At 70.5% G+C, this 25642-nt stretch carries 16 protein-coding genes; 14 read left to right on the top strand and 2 right to left on the bottom strand.

The genetic code is table 11. The annotated features are described in order from the left end of the window. The first annotated feature begins 17 nt into the window (after positions 1–17). From BUE48_RS07380 to BUE48_RS07335, 10 genes are all read left to right on the top strand, one after another. Positions 18–506 carry a hypothetical protein gene (locus tag BUE48_RS07380; RefSeq protein ID WP_245537004.1) on the top strand — a complete coding sequence of 163 codons (489 nt, stop codon included), beginning with the start codon at positions 18–20 and terminating at the stop codon, positions 504–506. Further along, positions 503–1189 carry a vWA domain-containing protein gene (locus BUE48_RS07375; protein ID WP_012851861.1) on the top strand — a complete coding sequence of 229 codons (687 nt, stop codon included), beginning with the start codon at positions 503–505 and terminating at the stop codon, positions 1187–1189. Before BUE48_RS07380 ends, BUE48_RS07375 begins: the two co-directional genes overlap by 4 nt. Before the next feature lie 113 nt (positions 1190–1302). Then, entirely contained in the window at positions 1303–2022 is a 720-nt protein-coding gene (locus BUE48_RS07370) for a protein phosphatase 2C domain-containing protein (protein WP_041439396.1), read from the top strand. Further along, a complete protein-coding gene (locus BUE48_RS07365) occupies positions 2022–3518 on the top strand; it encodes a polyadenylate binding domain-containing protein (RefSeq protein WP_286989426.1) in 1497 nt (498 codons plus the stop codon). The genes BUE48_RS07370 and BUE48_RS07365 overlap by 1 nt, the downstream gene beginning before the upstream one ends. Beyond that, positions 3515–4840, top strand: coding sequence for a BREX system ATP-binding protein BrxD (brxD, locus tag BUE48_RS07360; RefSeq protein WP_286989424.1), 1326 nt, complete (start codon positions 3515–3517; stop codon positions 4838–4840). Before BUE48_RS07365 ends, brxD begins: the two co-directional genes overlap by 4 nt. Continuing rightward, positions 4837–6921: a DEAD/DEAH box helicase gene (locus BUE48_RS07355; RefSeq protein WP_012851857.1), complete on the top strand. Its 2085-nt coding sequence runs from the start codon at positions 4837–4839 to the stop codon at positions 6919–6921. Before brxD ends, BUE48_RS07355 begins: the two co-directional genes overlap by 4 nt. Before the next feature lie 700 nt (positions 6922–7621). Then, entirely contained in the window at positions 7622–9196 is a 1575-nt protein-coding gene (locus BUE48_RS07350) for a TIGR02677 family protein (RefSeq protein WP_425358354.1), read from the top strand. Further along, positions 9193–10389 (top strand): TIGR02678 family protein, encoded by a 1197-nt coding sequence (locus BUE48_RS07345; protein ID WP_012851855.1) that lies wholly within the window; start codon positions 9193–9195, stop codon positions 10387–10389. The genes BUE48_RS07350 and BUE48_RS07345 overlap by 4 nt, the downstream gene beginning before the upstream one ends. Continuing rightward, on the top strand, positions 10386–14486 hold the full coding sequence (locus BUE48_RS07340; RefSeq protein ID WP_286989421.1) for a TIGR02680 family protein: 4101 nt from the start codon (positions 10386–10388) through the stop codon (positions 14484–14486). Before BUE48_RS07345 ends, BUE48_RS07340 begins: the two co-directional genes overlap by 4 nt. After that, a complete protein-coding gene (locus BUE48_RS07335) occupies positions 14486–15691 on the top strand; it encodes a TIGR02679 family protein (protein WP_286989420.1) in 1206 nt (401 codons plus the stop codon). The genes BUE48_RS07340 and BUE48_RS07335 overlap by 1 nt, the downstream gene beginning before the upstream one ends. A gap of 416 nt (positions 15692–16107) precedes the next feature. Here BUE48_RS07335 and BUE48_RS07330 read toward each other — a convergent pair whose 3' ends face one another. Together BUE48_RS07330 and fadD5 are read right to left on the bottom strand one after the other, a co-directional pair. Further along, the gene (locus BUE48_RS07330; RefSeq protein ID WP_012851852.1) at positions 16108–16341 is read right to left on the bottom strand and encodes an EF-hand domain-containing protein; all 234 of its coding nucleotides are present in this window, start codon (positions 16339–16341) and stop codon (positions 16108–16110) included. A 260-nt stretch (positions 16342–16601) separates the two neighbouring features. Continuing rightward, positions 16602–18179 carry a fatty-acid--CoA ligase FadD5 gene (fadD5, locus tag BUE48_RS07325; protein ID WP_286989418.1) on the bottom strand — a complete coding sequence of 526 codons (1578 nt, stop codon included), beginning with the start codon at positions 18177–18179 and terminating at the stop codon, positions 16602–16604. Positions 18180–18408: 229 nt separating this feature from the next. Here fadD5 and BUE48_RS07320 point away from each other — a divergent pair, with 229 nt between their 5' ends. The 4 genes from BUE48_RS07320 to BUE48_RS07305 all read left to right on the top strand — a co-directional run bounded on the left by BUE48_RS07320 (position 18409) and on the right by BUE48_RS07305 (position 23865). Then, complete coding sequence (locus tag BUE48_RS07320) at positions 18409–19005, top strand: PadR family transcriptional regulator (RefSeq protein ID WP_286989416.1); 597 nt, start codon at positions 18409–18411, stop codon at positions 19003–19005. Further along, a complete protein-coding gene (locus tag BUE48_RS07315) occupies positions 19002–20228 on the top strand; it encodes an FAD-dependent monooxygenase (protein WP_286989415.1) in 1227 nt (408 codons plus the stop codon). The genes BUE48_RS07320 and BUE48_RS07315 overlap by 4 nt, the downstream gene beginning before the upstream one ends. A gap of 185 nt (positions 20229–20413) precedes the next feature. Then, the gene (locus BUE48_RS07310; protein WP_286989414.1) at positions 20414–23272 is read left to right on the top strand and encodes an ATP-binding protein; all 2859 of its coding nucleotides are present in this window, start codon (positions 20414–20416) and stop codon (positions 23270–23272) included. Positions 23273–23388: 116 nt separating this feature from the next. Continuing rightward, a complete protein-coding gene (locus tag BUE48_RS07305; protein ID WP_012851847.1) occupies positions 23389–23865 on the top strand; it encodes a hypothetical protein in 477 nt (158 codons plus the stop codon). Positions 23866–25642: the final 1777 nt, after the last annotated feature.

Raw genomic sequence — 25642 nt, 5'->3', positions numbered from 1 at the left:
GACAGCGTCGGGCCTCCTTGACGATCCTGCTGGCCGGGTGGCTGTTTGCGGACATGCTCCTGGCGCTCACCATCGTCATGCTGGGCGCACAGGCGCCGCCGGAGGCCGAGGCCAAGCCCTCCGCCGGTCCCTCCCCTTCCAAAAGCCCCTGTGCCGAGCAGCTCAAGGGAGTGGAGTCCAAACCCATCAAGGCCAAGTTCACCGTCAGCCCCGCGGCCGGCGGACGAACGCTCATCGCCCAAGTCAAACGAGGGCTGCACAGGCAGGCCCCCGGCTTTTCCGGCAAGCGTGCCGGCATGGTGCTGACCTTCGGCGGAGACGGCGGCAGCGGTCAGGGGGTCGCCCTGGCGTCACGGGTGAACAGAGCCCTGAAAGAGGCGTACCCGAGCGTGTTCAGGTCCGCCGCCACCCGCAACTTCCACGACCTCGCGGCCCCCGCGGGATCGGTCTCCATGGAGATCTACTTCATCAGCTACGGCTGTGCCGAGGAAAGGCCCGTGTCATGAGCGAGCAGATACTCCCCTTCTACCTGGTGTGCGACGAGTCGTACTCGATGGCGGGCAATCCCCTTCAGGAGATCAACGACCAGCTCCCCCAGATCGTCACCGAAATCGCCAGCAACCCGACGGTCGCTGACAAGGCGAGGCTGTGCATCATCAGCTTCAGTGACACCGCTGAGGTGCTGCTGCCGCTGGCCGATCTCAACGACGTGCACCAGGTCCCCCAGCTCGCTCCCAAGGGCGCCACGTCCTACGGCGCGGCGTTCACCTTGCTGCGCGACACCATCGAGCGGGACATCCGGGATCTCAAAGCCGCCGGCCATGTCCCGTTCCGTCCCACGGTGTTCTTCCTCACCGACGGCCAGCCCACCGATTCGGACTGGGCCACCGCGCACCAGCGGCTCACCGCCAAGGACTTCGGCCCCCGCCCGACGATCCTGGCCTTCGGCTTCGGTGACGTGCGACCGGAGACGCTGCGGGCCGTCGCCACCTTCCGGGCGTTCATCGCCAACGGGGAGCTCGATCCACGTAACGCCCTGCGGGAGTTCGCCAAGCAGTTGCTGAACTCGGTGGTCTCCTCGGCGGTCGCCTCCTCGGCGGCCTTTTCTGCCAATCCCAACGCCGGGGCCCAGATGGTCTTCCCCGACCAGGTCAAGGGCTACACGGTGCTGGAGGCGGATCGCGTCTGATGGACTTCCCAGAGCCACTGGTCATAGGGCGTCCGTCACGTTTCAAGATCGAACCGGGCGAGTTGCCAAGCCTGGATGTGGCCTGTCCTGACACCGTCCTGGACGCCGCGGCAATGCCCGGTCTCGTCATTCGCGCGGTCTCGACCCGCGGCGATGCGCACCGCTACAACGCCCAGCCCCGGCAGGACGCCATGGGATTGTGGCGGATCAGCGAACGCATCGTCCTGGCCTGCGTGGCCGATGGGCTGGGCAACGCACAGCTGTCCCACATCGGTGCGATGACCGCCTGCCAGGCCGCGCGTGAGCACCTGCGCATCCGGCCCGATGAGCAGGCTGCCGACGCGGCCAGGCGTTACTTCTCCCGTATCGCCGACGCCATCGAAGCGGAGGCCGCCCGGCGCGGCGTCGCGGTCGAAGAACTGGCCACCACGTTCCTGACCGCCGTGATCCAGTTCGACGTCCACGGCTCGCCGCAGCAGGCCTGGCTGATGCGGGTCGGTGACTGCGCGGCGATGCGGCTGCACCGGGGCGTGTGGGTGTCGTGCTTCGCCAAGGAGCCGGATTATGAGGTCGCCACTTCGGCGACTCTGGCCCTGCCCGGTCACGCCGACCAAGTCGAGATCCAGCCTGTGTCACTGGACCCGGAGGACGTACTGCTGCTGTGCACCGACGGGCTCGCCAAACCCATGCGCGGCAGTGAGGTCCGCAACCAGCTGGCCGCCTGGTGGGGCTCCGGTCCCCCGTCCCTGACGGAATTCCTCTGGCAGGTCGGTTTCAAAGCCCGCACCCACGACGATGACCGGACGGCCATCTGCATCTGGAGGGTCTCCTGATGCTGGTACCGCATCCTTTGGACCGTCCGAGAAGCAGCCTGCGGCTAGAGGACGAACCGCTCGGGGAAGGCGGGCAGGGCGTCGTCACCCGAGTACTCGGCAACGAGAAGCTCGTTTACAAGGAGTACCTGCAAAACGCCGGAAGGCCCTTCGCCCCAGCTCTAGCCGAGCTCGTGGAATTCGGGCGAGGGCTGCCCAGCGCCGACAGCCGTTCCCTTTTCGAGCAAAGCGCCTGGCCACTGGCACGGGTCGTGCACAAGGGCGCGGTGACCGGTTTCCTCATGCGGGAAATCCCTCCGGAGTTCACCGGGCCGATCGGCGGCAAGAACCGACCAGTCGAGCTCCAGTACCTGCTGTACAAACCGAACCACACCTGGCAGTCCTTGCACTTGCCGGACGGGCCGGGCCGTGTTGAGATCGCCACCGCGGCAGTGCGGTTCATCGACTTCCTGCACTCTCACCGCTTCGTGCTGGGCGATATCTCCTTCCGGAATCTGCTGTGGTCCCAGACCCGTCCTTACCGGATCTTCATGCTCGACTGCGACGGTGTACGGCGGCACGGCGGCGAACCGGTCCTCCCCCAAGCGCAGACCCCCGAATGGGACGACCCCCATCTACCCAAGACCGGCCTCGACCTCGACACCGACAGATACAAAATCGCTTTGCTGGTGGGTCGGGTGCTGAGCCGCAACGCCTACGTCCGCCCGGGCCAAAAGCTGGAACTGGTAGAGGGCGTCGACTCTCACGTCGCTGACGCGGTGACCCGGCTTTTTGACCGTGCCGCGGCACCGCACGGCCTCCGCCCCACCGCGCGGGAGTGGCTCCAAGCCCTTTCCGGACGCAAGTGGATCGCGGTCAAGCCCCCACCCGTCCGGGTTCAGCAAGCCACCCCCACGAACTTGGCGCCACTAGTGACGACGAGTCAGCAGCGCATATGGCGGCCCATCAGCCTGCCCGGCCAAGCACAAGCGCCGTCCGCCTCTCCGAAGCGGGCAGTGCCCCCAGCCGCGCCAGCGCGGCCCAGGCCGAAAGTGAAATCAGTGCCGAAACCATCTTCGGCGTCCGCATCGGGTCCCCAGCCCACATCCCTACGGAATCAGCCGGGGAAGAGCACCCAGCCCTCGCCTCCACAGGCACGGACGCCCCTGCCGGCCCGTAATACGGCGCCCGTGGCCAGGCCGAAGCTGGGGGCGCAGGTAGTGGCCTCCGCTGCTTTCGTCGAACAGCGAGCAACTCTCGGGGCGCGGGCCCGCTTCACCGACGAAGAGGTCGCCCGACTCATCGATCTCCTCATCGAGAAGGGAGGCCGCAGGCCGGTCGCCGAGTTGGCCCGGCTGCTCGGTAAGCTGCCGGATCGGATCGTCATGGAACTCGGCGGCGTGTGCCGGCTGCTCAACCTCGATGATGAACAGGTCCTCGAACTACGGGACGACGACCAGACCCTGCAGCTCAACATCCCGCTCCTCAAAGAGCAGTTCTTGGGGGTGACCTCATGAGCCGACCCAAGAAGATCAGCCCCGCCCGACGCCGCAAGGTCATCGACGCACTGGGCCGTGGCACCGTTCCGGAGCGGGACCTGGACCTTTTCGCCGTGGGCATGGAACGCTTCGCCCGACTCGACGAGGAGCTGGCCGCCGTCACCCGCGGCGGGTGGAAGTTCAAGGCGGTTCAGGGCGAGTACGGCTCGGGCAAGACGTTCTTTTCCCGCTGGCTGGCCCAGCGGGCCCGGGACAAGAACATGGCCTCCAGCGAGGTGCAGATCTCCCAGGACGTTCCGCTGCACAAGCTGAACGTCATCTACCAGCGGCTCATCAAGAACCTCACCATCGCCGAGACCTCTGAAGGTGCGTTCCGGGCCTTGGTCGAGGACTGGCTGCTGAACCTTGAGGACGAGGTGTGCGCCGCAGAAGGACTCGACCCGGCAGACCGCGACCGGGTTGAAGCAGCGGTGAACAAGCGCATCGACGTCCGGCTCAAGGAGGTCGCCGACTCGGCTCCGTCCCTGGCCACCGCGCTGCGGGCCTATCGGAAGGCACGCATGGCAGGGGACAGCGGCACCGCGATGCAACTACTGTCGTGGGTCAGCGGGGATGAGCATGTGGCCGCCTCCGTCAAGCGCCAGGCCGGCCTCAAAGGGGAGGTCAACGCCGACACCGCCTTCGGTTTCCTCCGCGGCCTGCTAATCATCCTGCGGGACTGCGGCCACACCGGACTGCTGCTGGTGTTGGACGAGCTGGAGACGATCCAGCGGCTCCGCGCCGACGTGCGCGACAAGAGCCTGGGGGCCCTCCGACACCTGATCGATGAGATCGACCGCGGTTCCTTTCCCGGGCTCTTCTTGCTCATCACCGGTACACCCGCCTTCTTCACCGGCCCGACGGGCGTCCCCCAGCTCCCACCGCTGGCCCAACGGCTGGACGTGGACTTCGACACCGACCCCCGATTCGACTCCATGCAGAGCCACCGGCTGCGGCTCACCGGGTTCGACCTGGACAAGCTGGTGGAACTCGGCCGGCGGGTGCGCGACTTGTACGCCGAAGGCGAGCCGCAGGCCCGCGAGCGCATCAACCAACTGGTGGACGACGCCTACATTAAGGACCTGGCGACATCAGTGGCCGGGAAGCTCGGCGTCGGCACCTCGCCCCGGGTTTTCCTGCGAAGCCTGGTTTCGGACGTGCTGTTCAAGGTGGCCGAGCATCCGGACTTCAACCCCCGCGTCCACTACGCTCGGTACCGGCTCGACAATTTGACCATTGAAGAGCAGAATGCGCTGCAAGGTACCGCGTCCTCCGCGGGTGACATCGATATCGACCTGTGACGAAGCTGCATCCAACCCTCGCCTATCACCTGTCCGCTACTCTCGGCTGGCAGCAGCTGCGTCCTCTCCAGGAGGAGTTCCTAAAGAGCTTCTCTCCCGACTGCGACGCCCTACTAGTGGCCCCTACCGCTGGAGGGAAAACCGAGGCTGCCTTGTTTCCCTTGCTCACCGTCATGGCCGAGCAGGGCTGGCAGGGCTTGTCAGTGCTGTACATCTGTCCGCTGAAAGCGCTGCTCAACAACCTGGAGCCGCGGATCGCCCAGTATGCGGGCTGGCTCGGCAGGACAGTGCGGCTCTGGCACGGCGACACCTCCGTCACCAGGCGGCAGGCGATTCTACGTAATCCTCCAGATATCCTGCTCACCACTCCTGAGTCGCTAGAGTCGATGCTCATCAGCGCGAGTGTCGATCACCGGCGACTGCTATCGGGGGTGCGCAGCGTCGTCATAGACGAAGTTCACGCCTTTGCTAAAGACGACCGGGGTTGGCATCTGCTGTGCGTGCTGGAGCGCATCGCGCGCCTGACAGGCCGGCCATTGCAGCGCATCGGACTGTCAGCGACGGTGGGGGACCCCTCCGGCCTGCTGGCGTGGCTGCAAGGTGCGGGGAGGCGTCCTGCCCAGGTTGTAGAGCCAGCCATCGAGTCCGCCGTGGGTCCGCCTGAGATCGAGTTGGACCGGGTCGGCAACCTCGCCAACGCTGCAAAAATCATCTCCATGCTGCACCACGGCGAAAAGCGGCTGGTGTTTTGCGACTCCCGGCAGACCGTCGAAGAGCTCGGAGAGGCACTGCGCAAGCTCGGCGTCACCGTCTTCCTGTCGCACGCCTCACTATCGGCAAACGAACGCAGGCGCGCCGAGGAGGCGTTCAGCCAGGCCCGCGACTGCGTGATCGTCGCCACCTCCACCCTAGAGCTGGGCATCGACGTCGGTGACCTCGACCGGGTCATCCAGATCAACTCCCCATGGTCAGTGTCCTCCTTTCTACAACGGCTGGGGCGCACCGGCCGGCGGCCGGGCCAGGTGCGTAACTGCTTGTTGCTAACGCTCAGCGAAGAGGACACCCTCACCGCGGCCGGTCTGCTCCTGCTATGGAGCACCGGCTATGTGGAGCCCTCCCTACCGCCTCCCAATCCGCGGCACATCGTTGCGCAGCAGGTCCTGGCCCTCGCACTGCAGGAGGGAGCGATCGGGGACGCTCTGTGGCGAGACTGGTGGAACGGACATTGGTTGTTCGACCCCGCTGCCACGCAGCCAATCATGCAGCATCTTCTAGCGAAGGGCTATCTGCGCCGGGACGGCCACAATCTCCTCATTGGCGAGAAGGCGGAACAGGACTTCGGGCGGCGTCATTTTATGGAGCTGATGGCTTCGTTCACAGCGCCCCCCGAATTCACCGTCCTCCAGGGTGGCAAGGAGATCGGTCGATGCGACCCCATGCTCCTCACCCGAGCGGTGCAAGGGCCGCGTCTACTGCTCCTGGCGGGGCGAACCTGGCAGGTCGACTGGATCGACTGGAAGCGCCGACGCTGCCACGTCCTCCCCATCGAGGGGACCGGTGGGATCGCCCGGTGGTCGACCACGTCGTCTTTCGCCATGTCCTTTGCATTGGCTCGGGCCATCCGTCAGGTCGTCCTGGGCGAGGATCCCCCCGTCCGGCTGACTCACCGTGCGGCCCGCGCTCTGGCAACGGCCCGCGCCGAGCTCGCCGATGTGGCGGCACCGGACCGCACGATCGTGGTGCGGTCCGGGCACGATGTGCTCTGGTGGACGTGGGCCGGCACCCGCGTCAACGCTACGCTCAAGGCGTCTCTCGGTTCTCTCGCCGACCCCTGTGCTCGTCCTGACGATCTTTACATTCGGCTTCGCAACGATTTGGACGCCGTGACCTGGCGCGAGGTCGGTCGCTCTTTGCACCGGCTAGCTGATCCCGAGGTGGACTCGCGAGCGGTGCACGGGCTGAAGTTCAGTGCAGCTCTTCCCTCCGATCTCGCCGCTTCCACGCTCGCCGCCCGGCTGGCTGACCGCGACAACGCGTGGAAAGTACTCAACGAGCCGTGCATCTTTTCCCAGAGCGCATAACTCGGGAAGAGGAGTGCGCATTTCATTCACAAAGCTCACTCAACAGCCCGGAGCCAGCCGCTTTCGATAACCTGCGTACTGGTACTTAAACCGTACGTCACCGTTCCCACTCCTCTCTTCAACCAACCTGAGGCGCCATTAGTTCGGCTTTCTGCCGAATTTTTCAACGCGTCGTCTCCACAGGCCGCATGTGGGGACAGTCCGTCAGAAGGTCTGCTACAGCCTGTGGTGCCGCAGCTCTGGAGGCCGTCTGGACTTGCGCCCCAGTTCTCACGGAGCGGTATTACGCAAGGCGCCCGCAGGCCGAGGTGATGTTGCCGGGACCGTTTCGAGGAACGCCGCCACTCGGGCTCCCATGGCGCTTACGCTACGCACCGTCCGGGGGTCGGTCTCGTTCTCACCACATCGACGCTTTGTTTCGGCTCCTCAGTTGCAGCTGCATCGCGGTAGCACCGATCATCGTGCGCTTTTCCCGACGCGGAGACTCGAACGAGGAGGGCAACTGTAGCGATGTCCGACCGCGCGCCGCCCCAGGGCGCCAGGACGAGATTGAGCATCCCGTCCCACTCTGCGGAGACGACATGTTGAAAAGATTTCACACCTTATTATATCCAGCCTTCTTCGAAGGTTTTGTGAAGACCGAAAAGAGAGCCGGAGTGTCGCGACTTGGAGGTGAACACACAAAAACGGTGTTCAGGTCATGCCGCAGCGCCAATGGCGTCATACTTACCGTGACAGTGCCGGACCAAGGGGTGTGATGAAGGGGCAGGGGCCGCGGCCGTTTGCGCATCTGGACTCCCCGTCCGCTCCGCTCTACCGGCGGGTGATGCGAGCCTTCATGGACAACAAGCGCAGGTTCGTTGTGCATCTGCGACCTGAAGACGTCGTTGAAGCACTGCGCCAAGACGGCGGCCCTCCGGTGAGCGCGGAGGCCATTGGTGACGCGTTGGCGCGGCTGGCGGAGTGGGGGAACCTGCGGGCAGATCCGGACACCGGGCGGGTGACCACGGTGGAGGACTTCTACCGGGCCCGGTATCTGTACCAGCTCAGCCGGGAGGGTGAGGCCGCGGAGCGGGCTCTGGAGGTCTACGAGAAAGAGATCGGCAGGCGTGGTGAGCTGCAGGCGGTGGCGCTGGAGGATCTGCGGGTGAGGCTGCGGTCGCTGCGTGAGCTGGCCGAGCGGTCCGATCCGGATCCGGCGATCGTGCACAGCCTGCTGTTGGAGATCTCCGGTCGGCTCGACAGTCTGGCGGCCAACGCGAGCGCGTTCATGGGGAGCCTGCAACGCACGATCGACCTGCAGGACATCGACGAAGAGGCCTTTCTGGCCTACAAGGACCGGCTGATCACCTACCTGGAACGGTTCGTCTCCGAGTTGGTGGTCAAGGCGCACGACATCGCCGCCACGCTGCGGGAGCTCACGGACGTGACGGCGTTGCTGCGGCTGGCCGCCGAGCGGGAGGCGGCCGACGTGGCGCCCGGCGCCGATGATGACCCATCCGCCGACCCCGCCGCCGACAAGCTGCGGCAGTGGCAGGAGCGCTGGACGGGGCTGCGTTCGTGGTTCCTCGGCGATCGCGCCCATCCCAGCCAGGCCGCACTGCTGCGGCAGCGGACCCGGCAGGCGATCCTCGATCTGCTGGCCGCCGTTGGGGTGCTGGTCGAGCGGCGCGCCGGGCGCAGTGACCGTTCGGCCGACTTCCGGGAGCTGGCCCGGTGGTTCGCCCAGGCGCCCACCGAGGAGGACGCGCACCGGCTGTGGCGGGCGGCGTTCGGGCTGAGCCCGGCTCGCCACCACACCGCGCCAAGCGACGCCGAGTCGGTCCCGGCCGCCACCCGCTGGGCGGACGCCCCACCCGTGGAGATCGCGCCACGGCTGCGGGCCACCGGCCACTACCAGCGGCGCGGCCGGGCGGCCAGGGTTCGGGACCGGTCGATCGAGAAGGCATACCTGGCCCGGCAGCTGGCCGCCGAACGAGCCCAGGCCGAGGCGGCGCGCCGCCGCCTGGCGACCGGGCGTCCGGTGCTGCTCAGCGAGCTCGGCGCGCTGGACCGGGAGGAGTTCGGGCTGTTTTTGCGGTTGCTGGGAGAGGCGCTGTCGGCGGGTCCACCCGGCGCCGACGGCGTCATCCGCACCCAGACCGCCGACGGCGCCCTGGAGCTGGTGCTCCGCCCGGTCGGCGGCGGGCGCACCGCGGCCATCGCCACCGAGGACGGCACCATGTACGGGCCCGATCATGAGTTGACCATCATCAACCGGGCGGCCGCGTCATGACCGTGCTCGCCGATGTGCTGGACTCCCAGCAGGAGGAGGAGCGGCAGCGGGCGGCGCGGGCACTGCTGCGGCATCCGCTGCTGACCCCGGCCCGCCCCGACCCGGCGCTCTTCGCGCTGGTCCGCAGGCATGCGGCGTGGCTGGCGGACTGGTTCGCCCGGGAGGCCGGCTGGTCGCTTCAGATGGACTCGGGTGTGGCGCGGCTCCGTAAGACCCCGGCCGGCCACGACGACGGGACCCGCGGCGCAGCCGTCAAAACCCGCTTCAGCCGCCGCCGCTATGTGCTCACCTGCCTGGCCTTGGCGGTGCTGGAACGCGCCGAGTCCCAGATCACCCTTGGCCGGCTCGCCGAACGCATCCTGCGCCTTGCCACCGACCCGCAGCTCACCGAGGCGGGCGTCACTTTCACCCTGGAGAGCGCGGAGGAACGGTCCGACCTGGTCACGGTCGCCCGGCTGCTGCTGGAGATCGGGGTGCTGGCCCAGGTGGCCGGGGATGAGCAGGCATTCGTCGCCGGCAGTGGCGACGCGCTCTATGACGTGGACCGGCGGGTGCTGTCGGCGCTGCTGATCGCGCGCCGCGGCCCGTCCACCGTGGCGGGCGCCGGCTTCGCCGACCGGCTGCGGGCCATCACCGAGGACGTGCAACCGGACACCGAAGACGGCCGTAACCGCGTCCTCCGGCACGCCGTCACCCGGCGGCTGCTGGACGACCCGGTGGTGTACTACGCGGACCTGACCGAGGAGGAGCGCACCTACCTGGACCGCCAGCGCGGCCCGCTGCTGCGGCGCATCCAGCAGGCGACCGGGCTGGTCCCCGAGGTGCGGGCCGAGGGCATCGCTTTGGTGGACCCCACGGGTGAGGCCACCGACCTGGCCATGCCCGAGGAGGGCACCGACGGCCATGCCACACTGCTGGTCGCCGAGTACCTGGCCGCCGCGCCGGCGGAGGGCCGTCCCGTCCCGCTGGATGAGCTGCACCGACACCTCGCCGCGATGGCGCAGCGCCATCGGACGCACTGGCGCAAGACCGCCGCCGAGCCGGGCGCCGAGCGGGAGTTGACCGCGCGGGCCCTGCACCGGCTCACCGCGCTCGGGCTGGTCCGGATGTCCGGTGAGCAGGTGACGGCGCTGCCGGCCATCGCCCGCTACCGCTACGCCGAGCCCACCATCGTCGGAAAGAAGGACGCATGACCTCCCCGTTGCCGGAGGCGGAACGTCGGCGCTGGCAGCCGCTGCGCTGCGGGCTGGTGGACCTGTTCTACTACGACTACCAGGAGTTCTGGTTCCGCGACGGGCGGATGCTGCTGCGCGGCAACAACGGCACCGGCAAGTCCAAGGTGCTGGCGCTCACCCTGCCGTTCCTGCTGGACGGTGAGCTGACCGCCAGCCGGGTCGAGCCCGACGGTGACCGCGGCAAGAAGATGGAGTGGAACCTGCTGCTGGGCGGTCGCTATGACGAACGGCTCGGGTACACCTGGCTGGAGTTCGGACGCCGCACCGAAGAGGGCCGGCGGGAGTACTTCACGATCGGCTGCGGGATGAAGGCCGTCACCGGACGCGGCATCGCCGACCGGTGGTTCTTCACCACCTCTCAGCGGATCGGCCGGGACCTGTTCCTGATCGGCCCGAACGACACCACGCTCCCCTTCGAACGCCTCGCCGAGGAGATCGGCACGCACGGGCAGGTCACCCGGAAGGCCGAGCAGTACCGGCGGACCATCGACGAGCGCCTCTTCCACCTGGGAGCGGACCGGTATCAGGCGCTCATCAGCCTGCTGCTGCAACTGCGCCAGCCGCAACTGTCGAAGAAACCGGACGAGGAGAAGCTGTCACAGGCCCTGTCACAGGCATTGCCTCCGGTGGACCAGGCGGTGATCAGCGATGTGGCCGCCGCCTTCCACGAGCTGGAGCAGCAGCGTGAGGAGCTGGCGGGACTGCGGGACGCCCGGACGCACCTCTCCCACTTCCTGAAGCCCTATCGCCGCTACGCCGCGGCGGCGGCCCGCCGCCAGGCGGGGAAAGTGCGCCGGGCGGCGTCCGAGCACGAGGAGGTCGGCCGCGGCCTGGCCGCCACCCGCACCGAGGCGGAGCAGGCCAGGCGGCGGGAAGAAGAGCTGCAGACTCAGGTGGAGGCCGCCAAACGTGAGCTGGAGGAGCAGAAGGCCGTCCGCGACGAGCTGACCGGCGACCCGAGGCTGAGGGACCTCAACGAGGCCGAACAGCGAGCCGAGCAGGCCGAGCAGGCCGCTGAGCGCGCCCGCAGGCACGCCGAGACGGCTGCCCGCCAGTACGGCAAACTCCAGCGCAGGCACCAGACCGCCACTCGGGCGGCTGCGCAGACCCGCGTCGAAGTGCAGGAAGCGGGCGAGCTGCTCACCGACGCCGCCCGGAGTGCCGGGCTGGAGGCCGACGACGCCCAGGTGCGAGCAGCGCTCGCGCTGCCGGACGGCCCACCGGAGGAGGAGATCGAGCCGCTGCTGCGCCGGGCCCGTCGGGCCGCCCAGACGGCGGCCGAACGGCGGGCTCGAGCCGTCGCTCACGTCACCGTGCTGGCCGAGCAGGCAGAAAAGCAGTACGAACGGCTGGTGGCGGCCCGCAGCACCCTGGGCGAGCGGGAGCACGAACACGACATCGCCGCCGATGAGGTCGCCCAGGCCCATGCCGCGGTCTCCGAGGCGGCGTCCGCGCTGGTCGCCGCGTGGCGGTCGTATGCCGCCCGGGTCACCGAGCTGACCGTCCCCCACCCGGAGGATGTGGACCTGGCCTGGTGGGCCGAGACGTTGGAGGGAGACAACCCGGCCGAGGGCGCGCTGCGGCAGGCCGCCGCGGCGGCGGAGCGGGAGCTGGCCCGGCAGCGGGCGGAGGCCAAGGCCGCACTGCAAGCGAACCGGGAGGAACTTGAGCGTCTCACCGCGGAACAGGACGTACTGCGCCGCGGGGAGGTGCAGCGGCCGCCGGTCCCGCTCACCCGCGGGGAGGGTGTGCGGGATGACCGGCCCGGTGCGCCGCTGTGGCGGGTCGTGGACTTCCACGACGACCTCGCCGAGGCCGAGCGCGCCGGGTTGGAGGCCGCGCTGCAGGCCTCTGGGTTGCTCGACGCCTGGATCACCCCTGAGGGACGGCTGCTCGACCCCGCCACTCACGACACCGTCCTGGTGGCGGGGAAACCCGTGGAGACCGGCGACCTCACCGGGGTGTTGCGCCCGGCCATCGACCCCGACGACCCCCAGGCCGCCGCCCTGTCGTCCGATGTTGTGGAGGCGGTGCTGCGCTCGATCGGCTTGGCCGGGCCGACGCACCCGGACGTGTGGGTGGCCGCCGACGGAAGGTGGCGGCTGGGGCCGCTGCACGGGGCCTGGTCCAAGCCCGCCGCCGAGTTCATCGGGTACGCCGCCCGGGAGGAGGCGCGGCGACGGCGCCTGGCCGAGCTGGACCTCCTCATCGATCGGGAGAAGCAGCGGATCACCGCGGCCACCACGGCGATCGAGGCCGTCAAGCAGCGTCAAGCCAGGCTCACCGCCGAGCTGCAGGACAGGCCGTCCGACCAAGAGCTGCGGAACGCCCACAGCGCATGGCGAGAGGCGCGCAGGGCTCTGCGGCGTGCCGCAGAGAAGGTGGAAAAGCAGCGGCAAGTGGTTCGGGCCGCCGAGCACGCGGCTGCGCAGGCCGCGCAGTCCCGTGACGAAGCCGCCGCCGACGTGCGCGTTCCCACCTCACTTGAGGAGCTGCGCAAGCTGGCCGAGGCGGTGAAGGCCTATACCCCGGCCGTGGAGCGGCTACTGGGCGCGCTATGGGTGCACGTCAAGCAGGTGGCGGAGCTGGCCAACTGGGCAGAGGATCTGGAGGAGGCCCGCCAAGCCCACACGACCGCCCTGGAGGAGGTCGCCAGAGCCGAACGTGAGGCCGCCGAGGCGGTCCTCCGCCGCGACACGCTGCGCAGCTCCCTGCAGGTCACCGTGGAGGAGCTGAACCGGCGGCTCACGCAGACCCGAACCCGCATCAAGGAGCTGGAATCCCACATCCCAAGGGCAGAGGAAGCGCTGCGCGAGGCCGCCAAGCAGCAGGCCCAAGCCGAGGCCCGCAAGGCGCTGCTCGAAGAAAACCTGAAAAAGGAGGCCGAGCGGCGGGACGAGGCGGTGACCGAGTTCCAGCGTTTCGCCCGTACCGGTCTGCTGGAAGTGGCTCTGTCCGACCTGAAACTGCCGGAGCAGCCGTGGGCGCCCACCACCGCCCTCCGCATCGCCCGGCAGACCGAGCAAGCACTGCAACGCGACGTCCCGATCGACGACGAGTCCTGGCGGAGCCTCCAAGACCGCACCGCCACAGGCCTTCAGAATCTCTCCGCCGCCCTCACCCGGCATGGCCACCGCGTCCAGGCCGAGCACGGGGACTGGCTCGTCGTCACCGTCCACTTCTCTGGACGCGACCGCTCCCCCGTTGAGCTGCTGAACCTCCTGGAGGGGGCGATCGCCTACCAGGAGCGGATACTGACCGCCCGGGAACGGGAGCTCCTGGAAGAGCACCTGGTCAACGAGGTGGCCAGTCATCTGCAGGAGCTGATCGGCGACGCCGAGGCCCAGGTCGAGCGGATGAACGCCGAGCTGGAGGAGCGTCCCACCAGCACCGGGATGCGGCTGCGACTGCGCTGGGAGCCGCGCCGGGACGGGCCGACCGGGCTGGCCGAGGCCCGCCGCCGGCTGCTGCGCCAGAGCGGCGACCTGTGGTCGGAGGAGGACCGCACGGCGGTCAGCGAATTCCTGCAGGCCCAGATCGAGGCGGTGCGCTCCCGCAACGAGCAGGGCACCTGGCACGACCATCTCCGGGAGGCGCTGGACTACCGGTCCTGGCACCGTTTCTTCATCGACCGCCGCTCCGATGACCGGTGGCGTCCGGCGTCCGGGCCGGCCTCCGGCGGGGAACGGGTGCTGGCGGTGTCGCTGCCGCTGTTCGCCGCCGCCTCCGCCCACTACCGCTCCGCGCATCCGGACGCACCCCGGCTGGTCATGTTGGACGAGGCGTTCGCGGGCGTGGACGATGACGCGCGCCGCAAATGCCTGGGCCTGCTGGCGGCCTTCGATCTGGACGTGGTGATGACCAGCGAACGGGAGTGGGGTTTTTACTCCACCGTCCCCGGCATCGCCACCCACCACCTGGTCCGCCGCGACGGCATCGACGCCGTGCACGTCACGACCTGGGAGTGGGACGGAAGCAGCCGCACCATGGTCGAACGCGACTATGCGGCCCGTCCCCCGGCCTCCGTTCCGTCCGACGAACAGGCGCTGTTTTGATGGATGGGCAAAGGCTGCGGCGGGTGCTGGGCGATCCCGCTCTGAAACGCCTGGTCGAACGGCTCGTCCAGCGGTTGGAGCACGGCCGTCCCCTCACCGGGCCGGTGCGGCTGGAGCGTCCCTCCGAGGCCGAGCGGACCGCCGTCGCCCGGCTGCTGGGACGCCGCCCCGGCCGGGGCTCTTCGCTGTCGGTGCCGTTGGAGGCGTTGGAGGAGGCGCTGCGCCGAGCCGGACTGGCCGACGACCTGCGCAGCGCTGTCGAAGCGGTCGCCGGCCCGGTCGTCCCCCGCGCCGAACGGCAGGCCGCCGAGAGCGCCCGCCGCCGGGCCGCGCTGACCCGGGCCCGGCGGAGCCGGCATGCAGGTGAGCCGTGGTTCCAGGAGTGGCTGGAGGGCATCGCCACCGACGGCACCCTCACCAGGCTGCTCGGCCGCGGCGAAGACGATCTGCTCGGCCGGGCCGCGGCCGTATTGGACCTGCTGCCGGCCGACACTCTGCCACTGCCGGTGCTGGCCGAACGCGCCACCGGCGACACCAAGGCCCTATCGCGGGGACCGCTGGCCGGGCTGGTGCTGCGTGCTCTGGCCCTGCGGGCGGCGCTCCCCGTCCCCCGTACCCGCCTGGCGGAACGCGAGCTGTGGGAGACCGCCGGGGTGGTCGTGGACGACCTGGCCAGCCAGGTGCTGGTCCTCGGCCTGACCGCCACTGGTTCTCCCCTGGGCGAGTGGTTGACCGGGGCCGCCGCGGCCCGCGTCCCCTTCCGCATCACCCTCCACCAGCTCATCACCATGCCGATCACGGTGACGTCCCCCGCGGTATGGGTATGCGAGAACCCCTCTGTGCTCCGCGCCGCGGTCACCGTTCCCACCGATGCGGCCCTCATCTGCACCGAGGGCATCCCGTCCGCCGCTTGTCACCGACTGCTGAGCCACTGCGCCGGGCGCCCCGTCCACTGGCGCGGCGACTTCGACTGGACCGGTCTGCGCACCACCGCCATGGCTCTCGACCGCTACGGCGCCGTCCCCTGGCGGATGAGCACCGCCGATTACAACTCCGCCCTGGCAGCCGGAGACTCCGAGCCGCTACGAGGTACCCCCTCCTCCAGCCCGTGGGACCCGTCCCTGGCGACCCGCATGCACGAAACCGGCCGTGCCGTCATGGAGGAACGCCTCATCCCCGCCCTCCTCACCGACTTGACGGCTTGAGCGGCTGCCCCAAGGCGCCCCTCAAGCCCCGTGGACGGGAGAGGGAAGCCTGTATCCCGGGCACCGCCGCAAAGCTCCCCGGCCCGGCAGGCTTCGCCCGCGAACACTCGCGTGGTTTCACTCACGGAGGCTTTCCATGAGGTGGATGAGGAACCGTGCCATACCGCCTCCCGCCAGGGCTGAAGCATTTTCAGAGCGCTTCCGCCACGTGGTCTTGGAGTCTGGGGCGGGAGCCTTGCGACATCCGCTGCGGCGCCCTTACCGGCCGCCGCCTCGTCCCCAAACGTCCCCTGCCCGACCTGCGGAAACGACGTGGTAGAAGCGACCGGTGCACGTTGGCCGGAGTGTCGCTCACCGGGACGTCATGTTGCCCGGATGACCCTGCATGCCCGGGCCGGGTCGCAGGTGCTTCAGGCCTAGGAGCCGAGTTCGGGGAGGTTCTTGGCCAGGGGGACGAACTCGGACACCGACAGCAGACCGTCGCCGTCGGTGTCGTACTCGGTGAACAGGGCCTTGACGATGCCGGACAGGTCGTTGACCTCGGAGGCCGAGAACATGCTCGCGATCGCGGCGGTCACCTCCTCCACGGTGAGCTGCCCGTCACCGTTGGTGTCGTAGCGGGCGAACACCGCTTCGTACTGGTCGGCCATGGTTTTCCCCCTCGCGCAGGCGATCGTGGCCCTGATCGTAGTCACTCTGGGAAGGCGGTTTGGTCCGCTCTGGATGGGAAGCGGTGTGGTTCAGGTCGCGTCCGGGTGTCCCGTTCTCCCGGCAAGAGGAGACGAAAGAGGCCCGCTTGACGGGGCGGCCGACGCGTGCCGGCAGCGGAAGGCAGGGCCTTGGTGGCTGGGTTTCCCGCTGGTTCCGGCGGCGGCCGGTCTCGATGTGGGGGCCGGCCGCCGCCGGTGGGTCAGCTCTTGGTCAGGCGTTCGCGCAGGACGGGCTTGAGGACCTTGCCGGAGGCGTTGCGCGGCAGGACGTCGATGATCTCCAGGGAGGTGGGGAGCTTGTAGCGGGCCAGTTTGCCGGAGGCCCACTCGCGGAGTTCCTCGATGGTCAAGGTGGTCTGCGGGTCGCGCAGGACGACGAAGGCGACCGGGGTTTCGCCCCAGTGGGGGTGGGGGCGGCCGACCACGCTGACCTCGGCGATGGCCGGATGGCCGGCCAGGACGTTCTCCACCTCGGCGCAGTAGATGTTCTCCCCGCCCGAGATGATCATGTCTTTGACGCGGTCGACGACGTAGATGAAGCCTTCCTCGTCGGCCCGCACCAGGTCGCCGGAGTGGAACCAGCCGCCGCGGAAGGCTTCGGCGGTGGCCTCGGGGTTGCGCCAGTAGCCCTCCATCAGGGACGGCCCCCGGTAGACGATCTCGCCGACCTCGCCGACCGGGACGTCGTTCATGTCGGAGTCGACGATGCGGGCGGCGACGGTGGGGACCGGGCGGCCGACCGAGCCGAGCTTGCGCAGCGCGTCCTTGCCCTGCAGCACGCAGGTGACCGGGGACATCTCCGTTTGGCCGAACAAAGCGACGTTGGAGGCGTGCGGGAACACCTCGGCCATGCGCCGCAGCAGCGTGTCGCTGGCGGGGGCGGCGCCCCACGACATCACGCGCAGCGCGCTCAGGTCGCGCTTGGGGACGCTGGGGTCGTCGCACAACGCCTGCCACTGGGTGGGGACGAGGAAGACGGTGGTGACCTTCTCCCCCTCCAGCAGGTCGAGGATCTCCCCGGAGTCGAAGGGGCGGGTGGGGGCGATCACGATGGTCGCGCCGATCAGCAGGGCGGGCACCACCGAGCCGATCGCGCCGATGTGGAACAGCGGGGAGGCGACCAGGTTGACCTCGCCGTCGTCCACCCAGCCGAACGCCCGGATGATCGTCAGCGCCTGGGCGTGCAGGTTCTGGTGGGACAGCACCGCGCCCTTGGGCCGGCCGGTGGTCCCGGAGGTGTACATGATCAGGGCGGGGGACGATTCGGGGACGTCCACCGGGTCGTGGTCGGGGCCGGTCTCGGCGATCAGGTCCTCGTACGCCTCGGCCTGCGGCCAGGGCTCGGACGGGGAGACCGTGACCACGGTGAGGTCGTGGCCGATCTGCTCCACGGCCTGGCGGGCGGGGCGGTCGGCCAGGCCGTCTGCGACCATGAGCTTGGCTTCGGAGTTCTCCAGGACGTAGGCGATCTCCGGGGCGGTCAGCCGGAAGTTGACCGGGACGGCGATCGCCCCGAGCCGGGTGGCCGCCAGCATCGCCTCGATGAATTCCGGGCGGTTGCCGGTCAGCAGCGCCACCCGGTCGCCGAAGCCCACTCCCCGGCGGGCCAGCGCGTTCGCCAGGCGGTGCACCCGGTCGCGCAGCTGCCGCCAGGTCGTCGTGCGGCCCTCGAAGCGCAGCGCCGCCTGGTCGGGGACGGCGAAGGCATGCCGTTCCAGGTGCGTGTTCCAGTGCTGCCGCCGCCAGGACAAGGGGGCCGATACCAGATCTGCCGCCACGTCTCCTCCCATCACCAGACCGACCAGGACAGTATCCAGCGCCCGCCAGTAAGGGATTACTGGACCCCCTGGGCGACACCGCGCCTCAAAGAGCGGCCTCGCGGACGCGCCGGACCTGCGGGAACGCCCGGGCTCCCCGGCCGGAGGGCGGTACCATTAAGGGAAATTAGTTGACACTGACTATTTGGTGTCTGATAGTTGATCCTGACTATTGGAAGTGGAGGCATCGGTGGCAAAGCGACGCAAGGTGAGCAACCCGTTGGCGCTGGCCGTGCTCGCCTGGCTGACGTGGGAGCCGATGCACCCCTATGAGCTGGGCCGGCGGCTGCAGGAGAGCGACCAGGACCGCAGCATCCCCTACAACCGGGGGTCGCTCTACATGGTGGTCAAGCAGCTGGCCAAGGCGGGGTTCATCGTCGAGCAGCAGACCGTCCGCGACACCCAGCGGCCCGAGCGCACGATCTACGCCATCACCCCGCAGGGGCGGGCCGAGCTCCACGACTGGATGCGGGAGCTGGTGGCCCGGCCGCAGAAGGAGTACCCGCTGTTCGGGGTGGCGCTGTCGCTGCTGGTGGTGCTGCGTCCCGAGGAGACCGTGGAGCTGCTCGGCCAGCGGCTGGAGGCCTTGAGCGCCCAGGCCGAGGAGACCCGCGCCCGCATCCGGGGCGCCACCGAGCAGGGGGTCGCCTGGGTGTTCCTGGTGGAGGAGCAGTACCGGCTCGCCCTGCTGGAGGCCGAGATGCGCTTCGTCACCGAGCTTCGGCGGGACCTGGCCCGGCCCGACTACGTCCGGCAGTGGGAAGAGAGATTCGGGAGCCGACCATGACGGCAGCAAAGACCGCGCTGGTCATCGGAGGCGGCATCGCCGGCCCGGCCACGGCGATGGCGCTGCGGAAGGCGGGCATCGAGGCGACGGTGTACGAGGCGTACCCGAGCACCGCCGACGGGGTGGGCGTCACGCTGGCGGTCGCGCCGAACGGCATCGCCGCCCTGGAGGTCATCGGCGCGGCCGAGGCGGTGCGCGGCGTCGGCCAGCCGATGAACCGGTCGATCATGGCCGATGGGCGGGGCAGGAGGCTCGCCGAGCTGCCCGGCCTGGAGGGCCTGCCGCCGAGCCTGGGGCTGTGGCGGGACGACCTGTGCCGCGCCCTGCACGAGACGGCCGAACGGCAGGGCGTGCGGATCGAGTACGGCAAGCGCCTGGTGCGCGTCCACGAGGAGCCGGGCGGCGTCACCGCCGAGTTCGCCGACGGAACCACCGCCACCGCCGAGGTGCTGATCGGCGCCGACGGCATCCGTTCCACGGTGCGCCGCTTGATCGACCCCAACGCCCCCGAGCCCGAACGCGCCAAGCTGCTCAACTTCGGCGCGGCCGCCGACATCGCGGTGCCGGCCGAGCCCGATGCGATGTACTTCGTGTTCGGCAGGCGGGGCTTCTTCGGGTACTGGGTGCAGCCGGACGGCCGCACCGCCTGGTTCGCCAACGTGCCGCACGACCGGCCGATGCCGGGACGGCAGGCCCGGCAGACCGCCAAGGCCGAGTGGATGCGGCGGCTGAAGGAGGTCTACGCCGACGACACCCCCGCCCGCGACGTGCTCGACCACACCGACCCGGAAAAGCTCGTGGTGCTCGGCTCGCTGGAGAACATGCCGAAGGTGCCGTGCTGGCATCGCGGCCGCATGGTGCTGGTGGGCGACTCGGCCCACGCCCCGTCCTCCAGCTCCGGCCAGGGCGCCTCGATGGCGCTGGAGAGCGCGGTGGAACTGGCGCGCTGCCTGCGCGACCTGCCCGATCCCGCCGCCGCCTTCGCCGCCTACGAGCGCCTGCGCCGCCGCCGGGTGGAAAAGGTCATCGACCGCGGCGCCAAGACCAACGACAGCAAGGCGCTCGGACCGTTCGCCAAGACCGCGATGCGGCTCATGATGCCGATCCTGACCAGGACGTTCCTGACGCCGGAGCGGATGCTCGGCGCCGAGCAGCGCTACCGGATCGACTGGGACGCCCCGGTGACCGCCCCGGCCCTGCAACCGGCCGGCGGCCGGATCTAGGGCTCACCGGCGCAGTCTCCCCTCGCGCCGGCGGCGCACCCGGGGAATCCAGTGCGTTCATCCGGCGGCGCTTCGAACGCCGCCCAAGCGATGGTCTCGGCCGGGTTCGCCCGGAGCAGAAACGGAACTGGACGCCGATATTCCGGCATGTGACGATCCCAGGCGGATAACGGGAGGTTTCGGTCATGCCGCCTGGGGAGCCCGCGCTGCTGGAACGCGACGGCGCGCTGCGGTCGCTGGCGGCGGCGCTCGCCCGGCCGCCGGTCATCGTGGTGGTGGAGGGCGAGCCGGGCATCGGCAAGACCAGCCTGGTGCACCGGGCGCTGGCGCAGGCGGCACCGGACGCCCGCCGCCTGGTGGGGGCGGCGCACCCCACCCTGACCGGCTGCCCGCTGGGGCCGGTGATCGAGGCGGTCGCCGCCGCCCGCCCGGCGCCCGCGCGTCCGCTGAACGCGGTGACGGGGGCGCTGCGGCCGGTGCTCCCCGACCTGGCCGGGGTGCTGCCGCCGCCCCCGCCGCCGCTGCCCGACCCCCACCTGGCCCGCCACCGGCTGGTGCGGGCCATGGCCGCGCTGCTCGCCGGGCTGGGTCCGGCCGTCCTGGTGCTGGAAGACCTGCAGTGGGCCGACCGGGCCACGCTCGAACTGGTCCGGATGCTGGGGGCGCGGCCGCCGCCGGAACTGTCGGTCGTGGTCACCTGCGCGCCTCCGGCGGCCCTCACCGAGGCCGGGCCGGACGCCGTCCGCCTGCGCCTGCCGCCGCTGTCGCCGGACGGCACCCGGCGGCTGGCCGAGGCGGTGCTGGGCGAGCCGGAGACGACGCTGCCCCGCCACGTCGCCGACGTGCTGCACGCGCGCAGCGCAGGGGTGCCGCTGGCGGTGCGGGAGGACGTGCGGCTGCTGCGGCGCCGCGGGCTGCTGCGGCCGGTGGACGGCCGCTGGGTTTTGGGCGCGCAGGAACTGGCGGAGGCGGTCCCGCCGCGGATCGCCGCCCAGGTGCTGGCACGGATCGGGCGGCTGGAGGGGGCGGGAGCCGCCGCGCTGGAGGCCGCGGCGGTGCTGGCGGAGGCGGCCGAGCCCGAGCCGGTGGCCGCGGTCGCCGGGCTGGACGCCGACCGGGCCTGCGCCGCGCTCGCAGAGGCCGTCCGGCACGGGCTGCTGCGCGAGCAGGACACCGGCGGCACGGCGGTGCGCTTCCGCCACGAACTGGCCCGGCTGGCCGTCTACCGGGCGATCCCCGGGCCCCGGCGGCGCAGGCTGCACGCTCTCGCCGCGCGCGAGCTGGCCCGCAGCGGCCGCACCGGGCTGCTCGTCGCGGCGGCAGAGCACCACCGGCGGGCCGGTGACGTGCCGGGCTGGGCGGCGTGCGCGGCGGCCGCCGCGGAACGGGCCGCCGCCGAGGGGGCCTTCGAGACCGCCCACGCCCTGCTGCAGGAGGTGCTGCGGGCCGGTGCGGTCACCGGGGACCGGCGCACCGAGCTGGCGGTCAGGCTGGGCTGGGCCGCGCCGGGCTGCGCCGACCGCGCCGGCACGACCGCCGCGCTGCTGGCCGACGCCCGCCGCCGTGCCGCCGCACCGGAGCGGCGGGCCGAGCTGCTGGTGCTGTGGGCCTGGTCGCTGCTGGACGGCGGCGCCTCCCGGCGGGAGATGGAACGCGCCGCGGCCGAGCTGTACGTCCGGCTCGGTGCGTTGATGCCGTACCCGGAGCTGTATGCGATCGCCCTGACGGTGCTGGCCGCGCCCGACCGCCTGCCGGGGCACGCCCTGCCGGTGCAGCTGGGGTACCTGGACCGGGCCCGCGCGGCGCTCGCCCAGACCGCCGACCCGATGGCGCACGCGGCCGTGCTGACCGGCACCGCGCATTCGCTGCTGGCCTGCGGCGACCCCAAAGGCTGGGCGGCGGCCGAGGCGCTGCCGGATCGCACCGACCGGCCGGAGGTGAACCGGCAGCTGCTGCACGGCCTGCTGGACCTGGCCGAGGCCGCCCTGCACCTGGGGCACTATGCGCGCGGCCTGGAGTTCCTCGAACGCGCGCGCCGCCTGGCCGCCGCCACCCGCATCACGGTCCACGGCCCGCGGCTGCGGGCCATCGCGCTGCGGATCCGCTGGACGATGGGCCAGGCCGACGCCGCCGAGGGGCCGCAGGAGCCGCCGAGCCGGCAGAGCCTGGCCCTGCGGCTGGTGTCGGCGCAGATCTGCGCGGGCCAGGGCCGGATGGAGGAGGCGCGGCGGGCGCTGCGCGCGGTCGCCGAGGAGGCCCACGAGATCGGGGAGCTGGCCGTCGCGGCCCATGCCGTCGCCGAGCTGAACAAGGCGGCGCTGAGCGCGGTGCACCGGCGGGCGGGGCGGGCGCTGGCCCGCCGGGTGCTGGCCGAGCTGGCGGGCAAGCAGATCTGGGTGTGGGCCGCGCCGCTGCTGCCGTTCGTCCCGCTGGACCTGGTGGAGGCGGTGCTGCCCCGCTACCGCGAGGCGCTGGCGGGACGGGACGCGCCGCTGGCCCGCGCCGCGCTCGAGCTGGCCGAGGCGCGGCTGAGCGAACGGCGGGGCGATGCGGAACGGGCGGCGGCCGGTTACCGCAGCGCCCGCCGCCGGTACGCCGCGCTGCCCGACCCGCGGATGGCGGCGCAGGCCTGCCTGGGCGAGGCGCGCTGCCGCCTGGCGGCCGGGCAGGCCGTGGACGCCGAGCTGCTGCGCCGCACCTGGCGCACCCTCACCGAGCTGGGCGAACTCCGCGACGCCGACCGGCTCAAGCAGCTGATGCGCACGGCGGGCCTGCCGGTGCCGCACCGGCGCGGCCGGCCCGGATACGGGGACCGCCTGTCGCCGCGGGAGCAGGAGATCGCCGCCCTGGCGGCCTCGGGGCGCACCAACGGGGACATCGCCGCGGCCCTGTGCCTGGCCGAGCGCACGGTCAAGTACCACTTGGCCAACGCCATGCGCAAGCTCCAGGTCAGCAACCGCCGGCAGCTGCGCGACGCGCTGGAGGCCGGTGCCTCGCACATCTGCCGGTGCGCCCGGTGCGGCCGCGGACTAAACCCGTCCTGAAAGGACGGGTCATCGGACTAGTCAAGCCGCCGATTATGAATTCGATTCACGTTCGTCGCGGGTCGCGCCCCACCCCCGACGCGGCCCCGGCCGGCGCACGCCCCGAGGAGGATCCTGTGAGAACCCCCGCTCTGCTGGCCGCGCTCTCCACCGCGGCCGCCGCCGTCGCCCTCACCGCCACCCCGGCCCACGCGGCCCCCGGCCACGTGGACGGCACCGTCACCGCCGCCGGCGTGACGTGCACCTGGTCCAACGCGGTCACCAGCGACACGCCGCCCAACACGCTGACGATCGACCACACAACGGTCAGCCCGTCCTGCAGCACCTCCGGCATCACCGTCACCCTGGGCGCCAGCCCCACCGTCACCTTCAACGACGCGGCCGGCACCGCCTTCTCCCCGCAGGTCGTCGTCAACGTCACCGCCCCGATCGTGGGCACCTGCCGCTACCAGGTGGTCAACCTCACCGTCTACCGGGTGGGCACGAGCCGGACCTACACCGGGTCGAACCTGACCGCCACCGAGCTGTCCCCCAGGCGCCTGCTGTGCCCGGACAGCCAGACCGTCGACTCGGTCCAGTTCACCTTCCACTGATCCTTCTCAAGCGCGTGGTCTCAGGTGCCGGAGACGGGCCTCGATGATGCCCGGTGCCGCAGCGCACCCGTCCCGGCCCGCGGAGACGGCGTGCTCGACAAGGGTCCACCGAGCCTTTTCAACATGTGGCCCTGGAAGGCGGGGACGGGAGCCCGAACGGTGTTCGAGGCCATGACGTTGCAGGTCACGGCACCGTCCCTGACTGCGACGTCCCCGTCTCGACCTGCGGGAACGGCGTGTTGAAAAGGCTCACCGATCGGCACCCGGTGCCGGGCGGCCGGGACGGAGCGGGAGCGCCCGGGGCGTGACATCCCGGGGCACGGTATCGCCGCCGAGTGCGCCCCGCCCGTCCCCGGCCCGCGGGGCCGCGTGTCGATCACGACTCACCGATGAGCCTCTTCCGGCACGCGCCCTCAAGGGCGGGAACGAAAAGCCCGGCGGCGCCCGGCTCGCATCGTCCCCGCCCCGCGGCAAGGGGCGCCCCGGAAAAGGCCCGCCGAGCGCCGTGCGGGGCCGTGCCCCCGCACGGCCCTTCCGGTACCCAGGCCGCGGCCTCAAGGGGACCCAAAGCCCGCGGCCGCACGCCCGCCCCGGCGTCTTGGACGTCCGTGCACCGGAAGGGAAAGCCGGCCGATGCGCCGGCTGTCCGGCGCGGCCCGGCGCGACGCCCGGGCTGCGCCGGGCCGCGCCTTGCAGGAGAGAGCCGAGCGATAAGACGCGTAGATCGAGCACCACAAGCGCCGGGTTCATGCCCGCCAAGAGCCGGGCGGCATCGCTGAACCTTTTCAACACGCCGTCTCCGCAGGCCGAGACGGGAACGTCGCAGTCAGGGGCGATGCCATGACCTGGAAGGCCGCGGCACCGGACACTATCGAGGCTGCCGTCTCCGGCCTTTTGGGCACGTGTTGGGAAAGGCTCGCCGTCAAGGGCGACGTCGTGACCTTCGATGACACGGCACCGGACCGCATCGGGGCCGTCATTTCCGGCAGCCAGGGCCGCGTAGTGCGGAAAATTCCCTACTGGAGATCGCCCTGTCCTCTTTTACTGGAGGAGCATCGGGCGAATTTCATGCGAGGGGTGTGCCATGACGTACCCCATCTCCCCCTCCCTGCCTCCGCTCCGCCTTCGGCTGGGCTGCCAGTTGCCGCATCGGCGTTCCTTCGTGCGGTGGATCCTGGCCGCAGCCGGGCTGGGCATACTCGTGGCGGCGCTCGCCGCCGCCGAGGACCCCTACCACCGGCTCCGGCAGTTCGGTCAGGTCATGGCGTGCGAGCAGAGCGTCGGCGGTTGCTTCGCCCGTGAGCAAGGCCTCATCGTCAGTCGTCGCACCGACACCACAACGGCAAGCGACACCGGCGAGCGGATCACTCTTTACAAGATCACCTTCCAGCGAGCCGACGGTTCCCGGCAGACCCACAATGTGGAATCAGATTTCTACCGCGAGGCCCGCCCCGGACAACCGATCACACTGCGGATCTGGGAGGGGGAGGTCGTCGCAGCGGAGGTGGCGGACGAACTAGAGGAGTTCCCGCCGACAGTCGGCGGCGAATTCCAAGGGTGGCTGATCCTCGCCCACCTCGGCCTCGGCGTCATGCTGTGGGGGCTGTTCTTCGGCTGGTGGGACGGGTTTCCCCTGTTCTCATACCGTGCGTTCGCCTGGACATTCATGAGCTTCTACCCGTCGTCCGTGGCCGTGGACGCTTTGAGCCATACCCTCCCTCCCGGCCCCGGTCTCCTCGTTGTCCTCGCGATAGGCGTCTTCTTCGTGGGGATTCCC

The organism is Thermomonospora sp. CIF 1 (genome assembly GCF_001896795.1).
Taxonomy (GTDB): Bacteria; Actinomycetota; Actinomycetes; order Streptosporangiales; family Streptosporangiaceae; genus Thermomonospora; species Thermomonospora curvata.
This window is presented reverse-complemented; position numbering and strand designations above follow the sequence as displayed.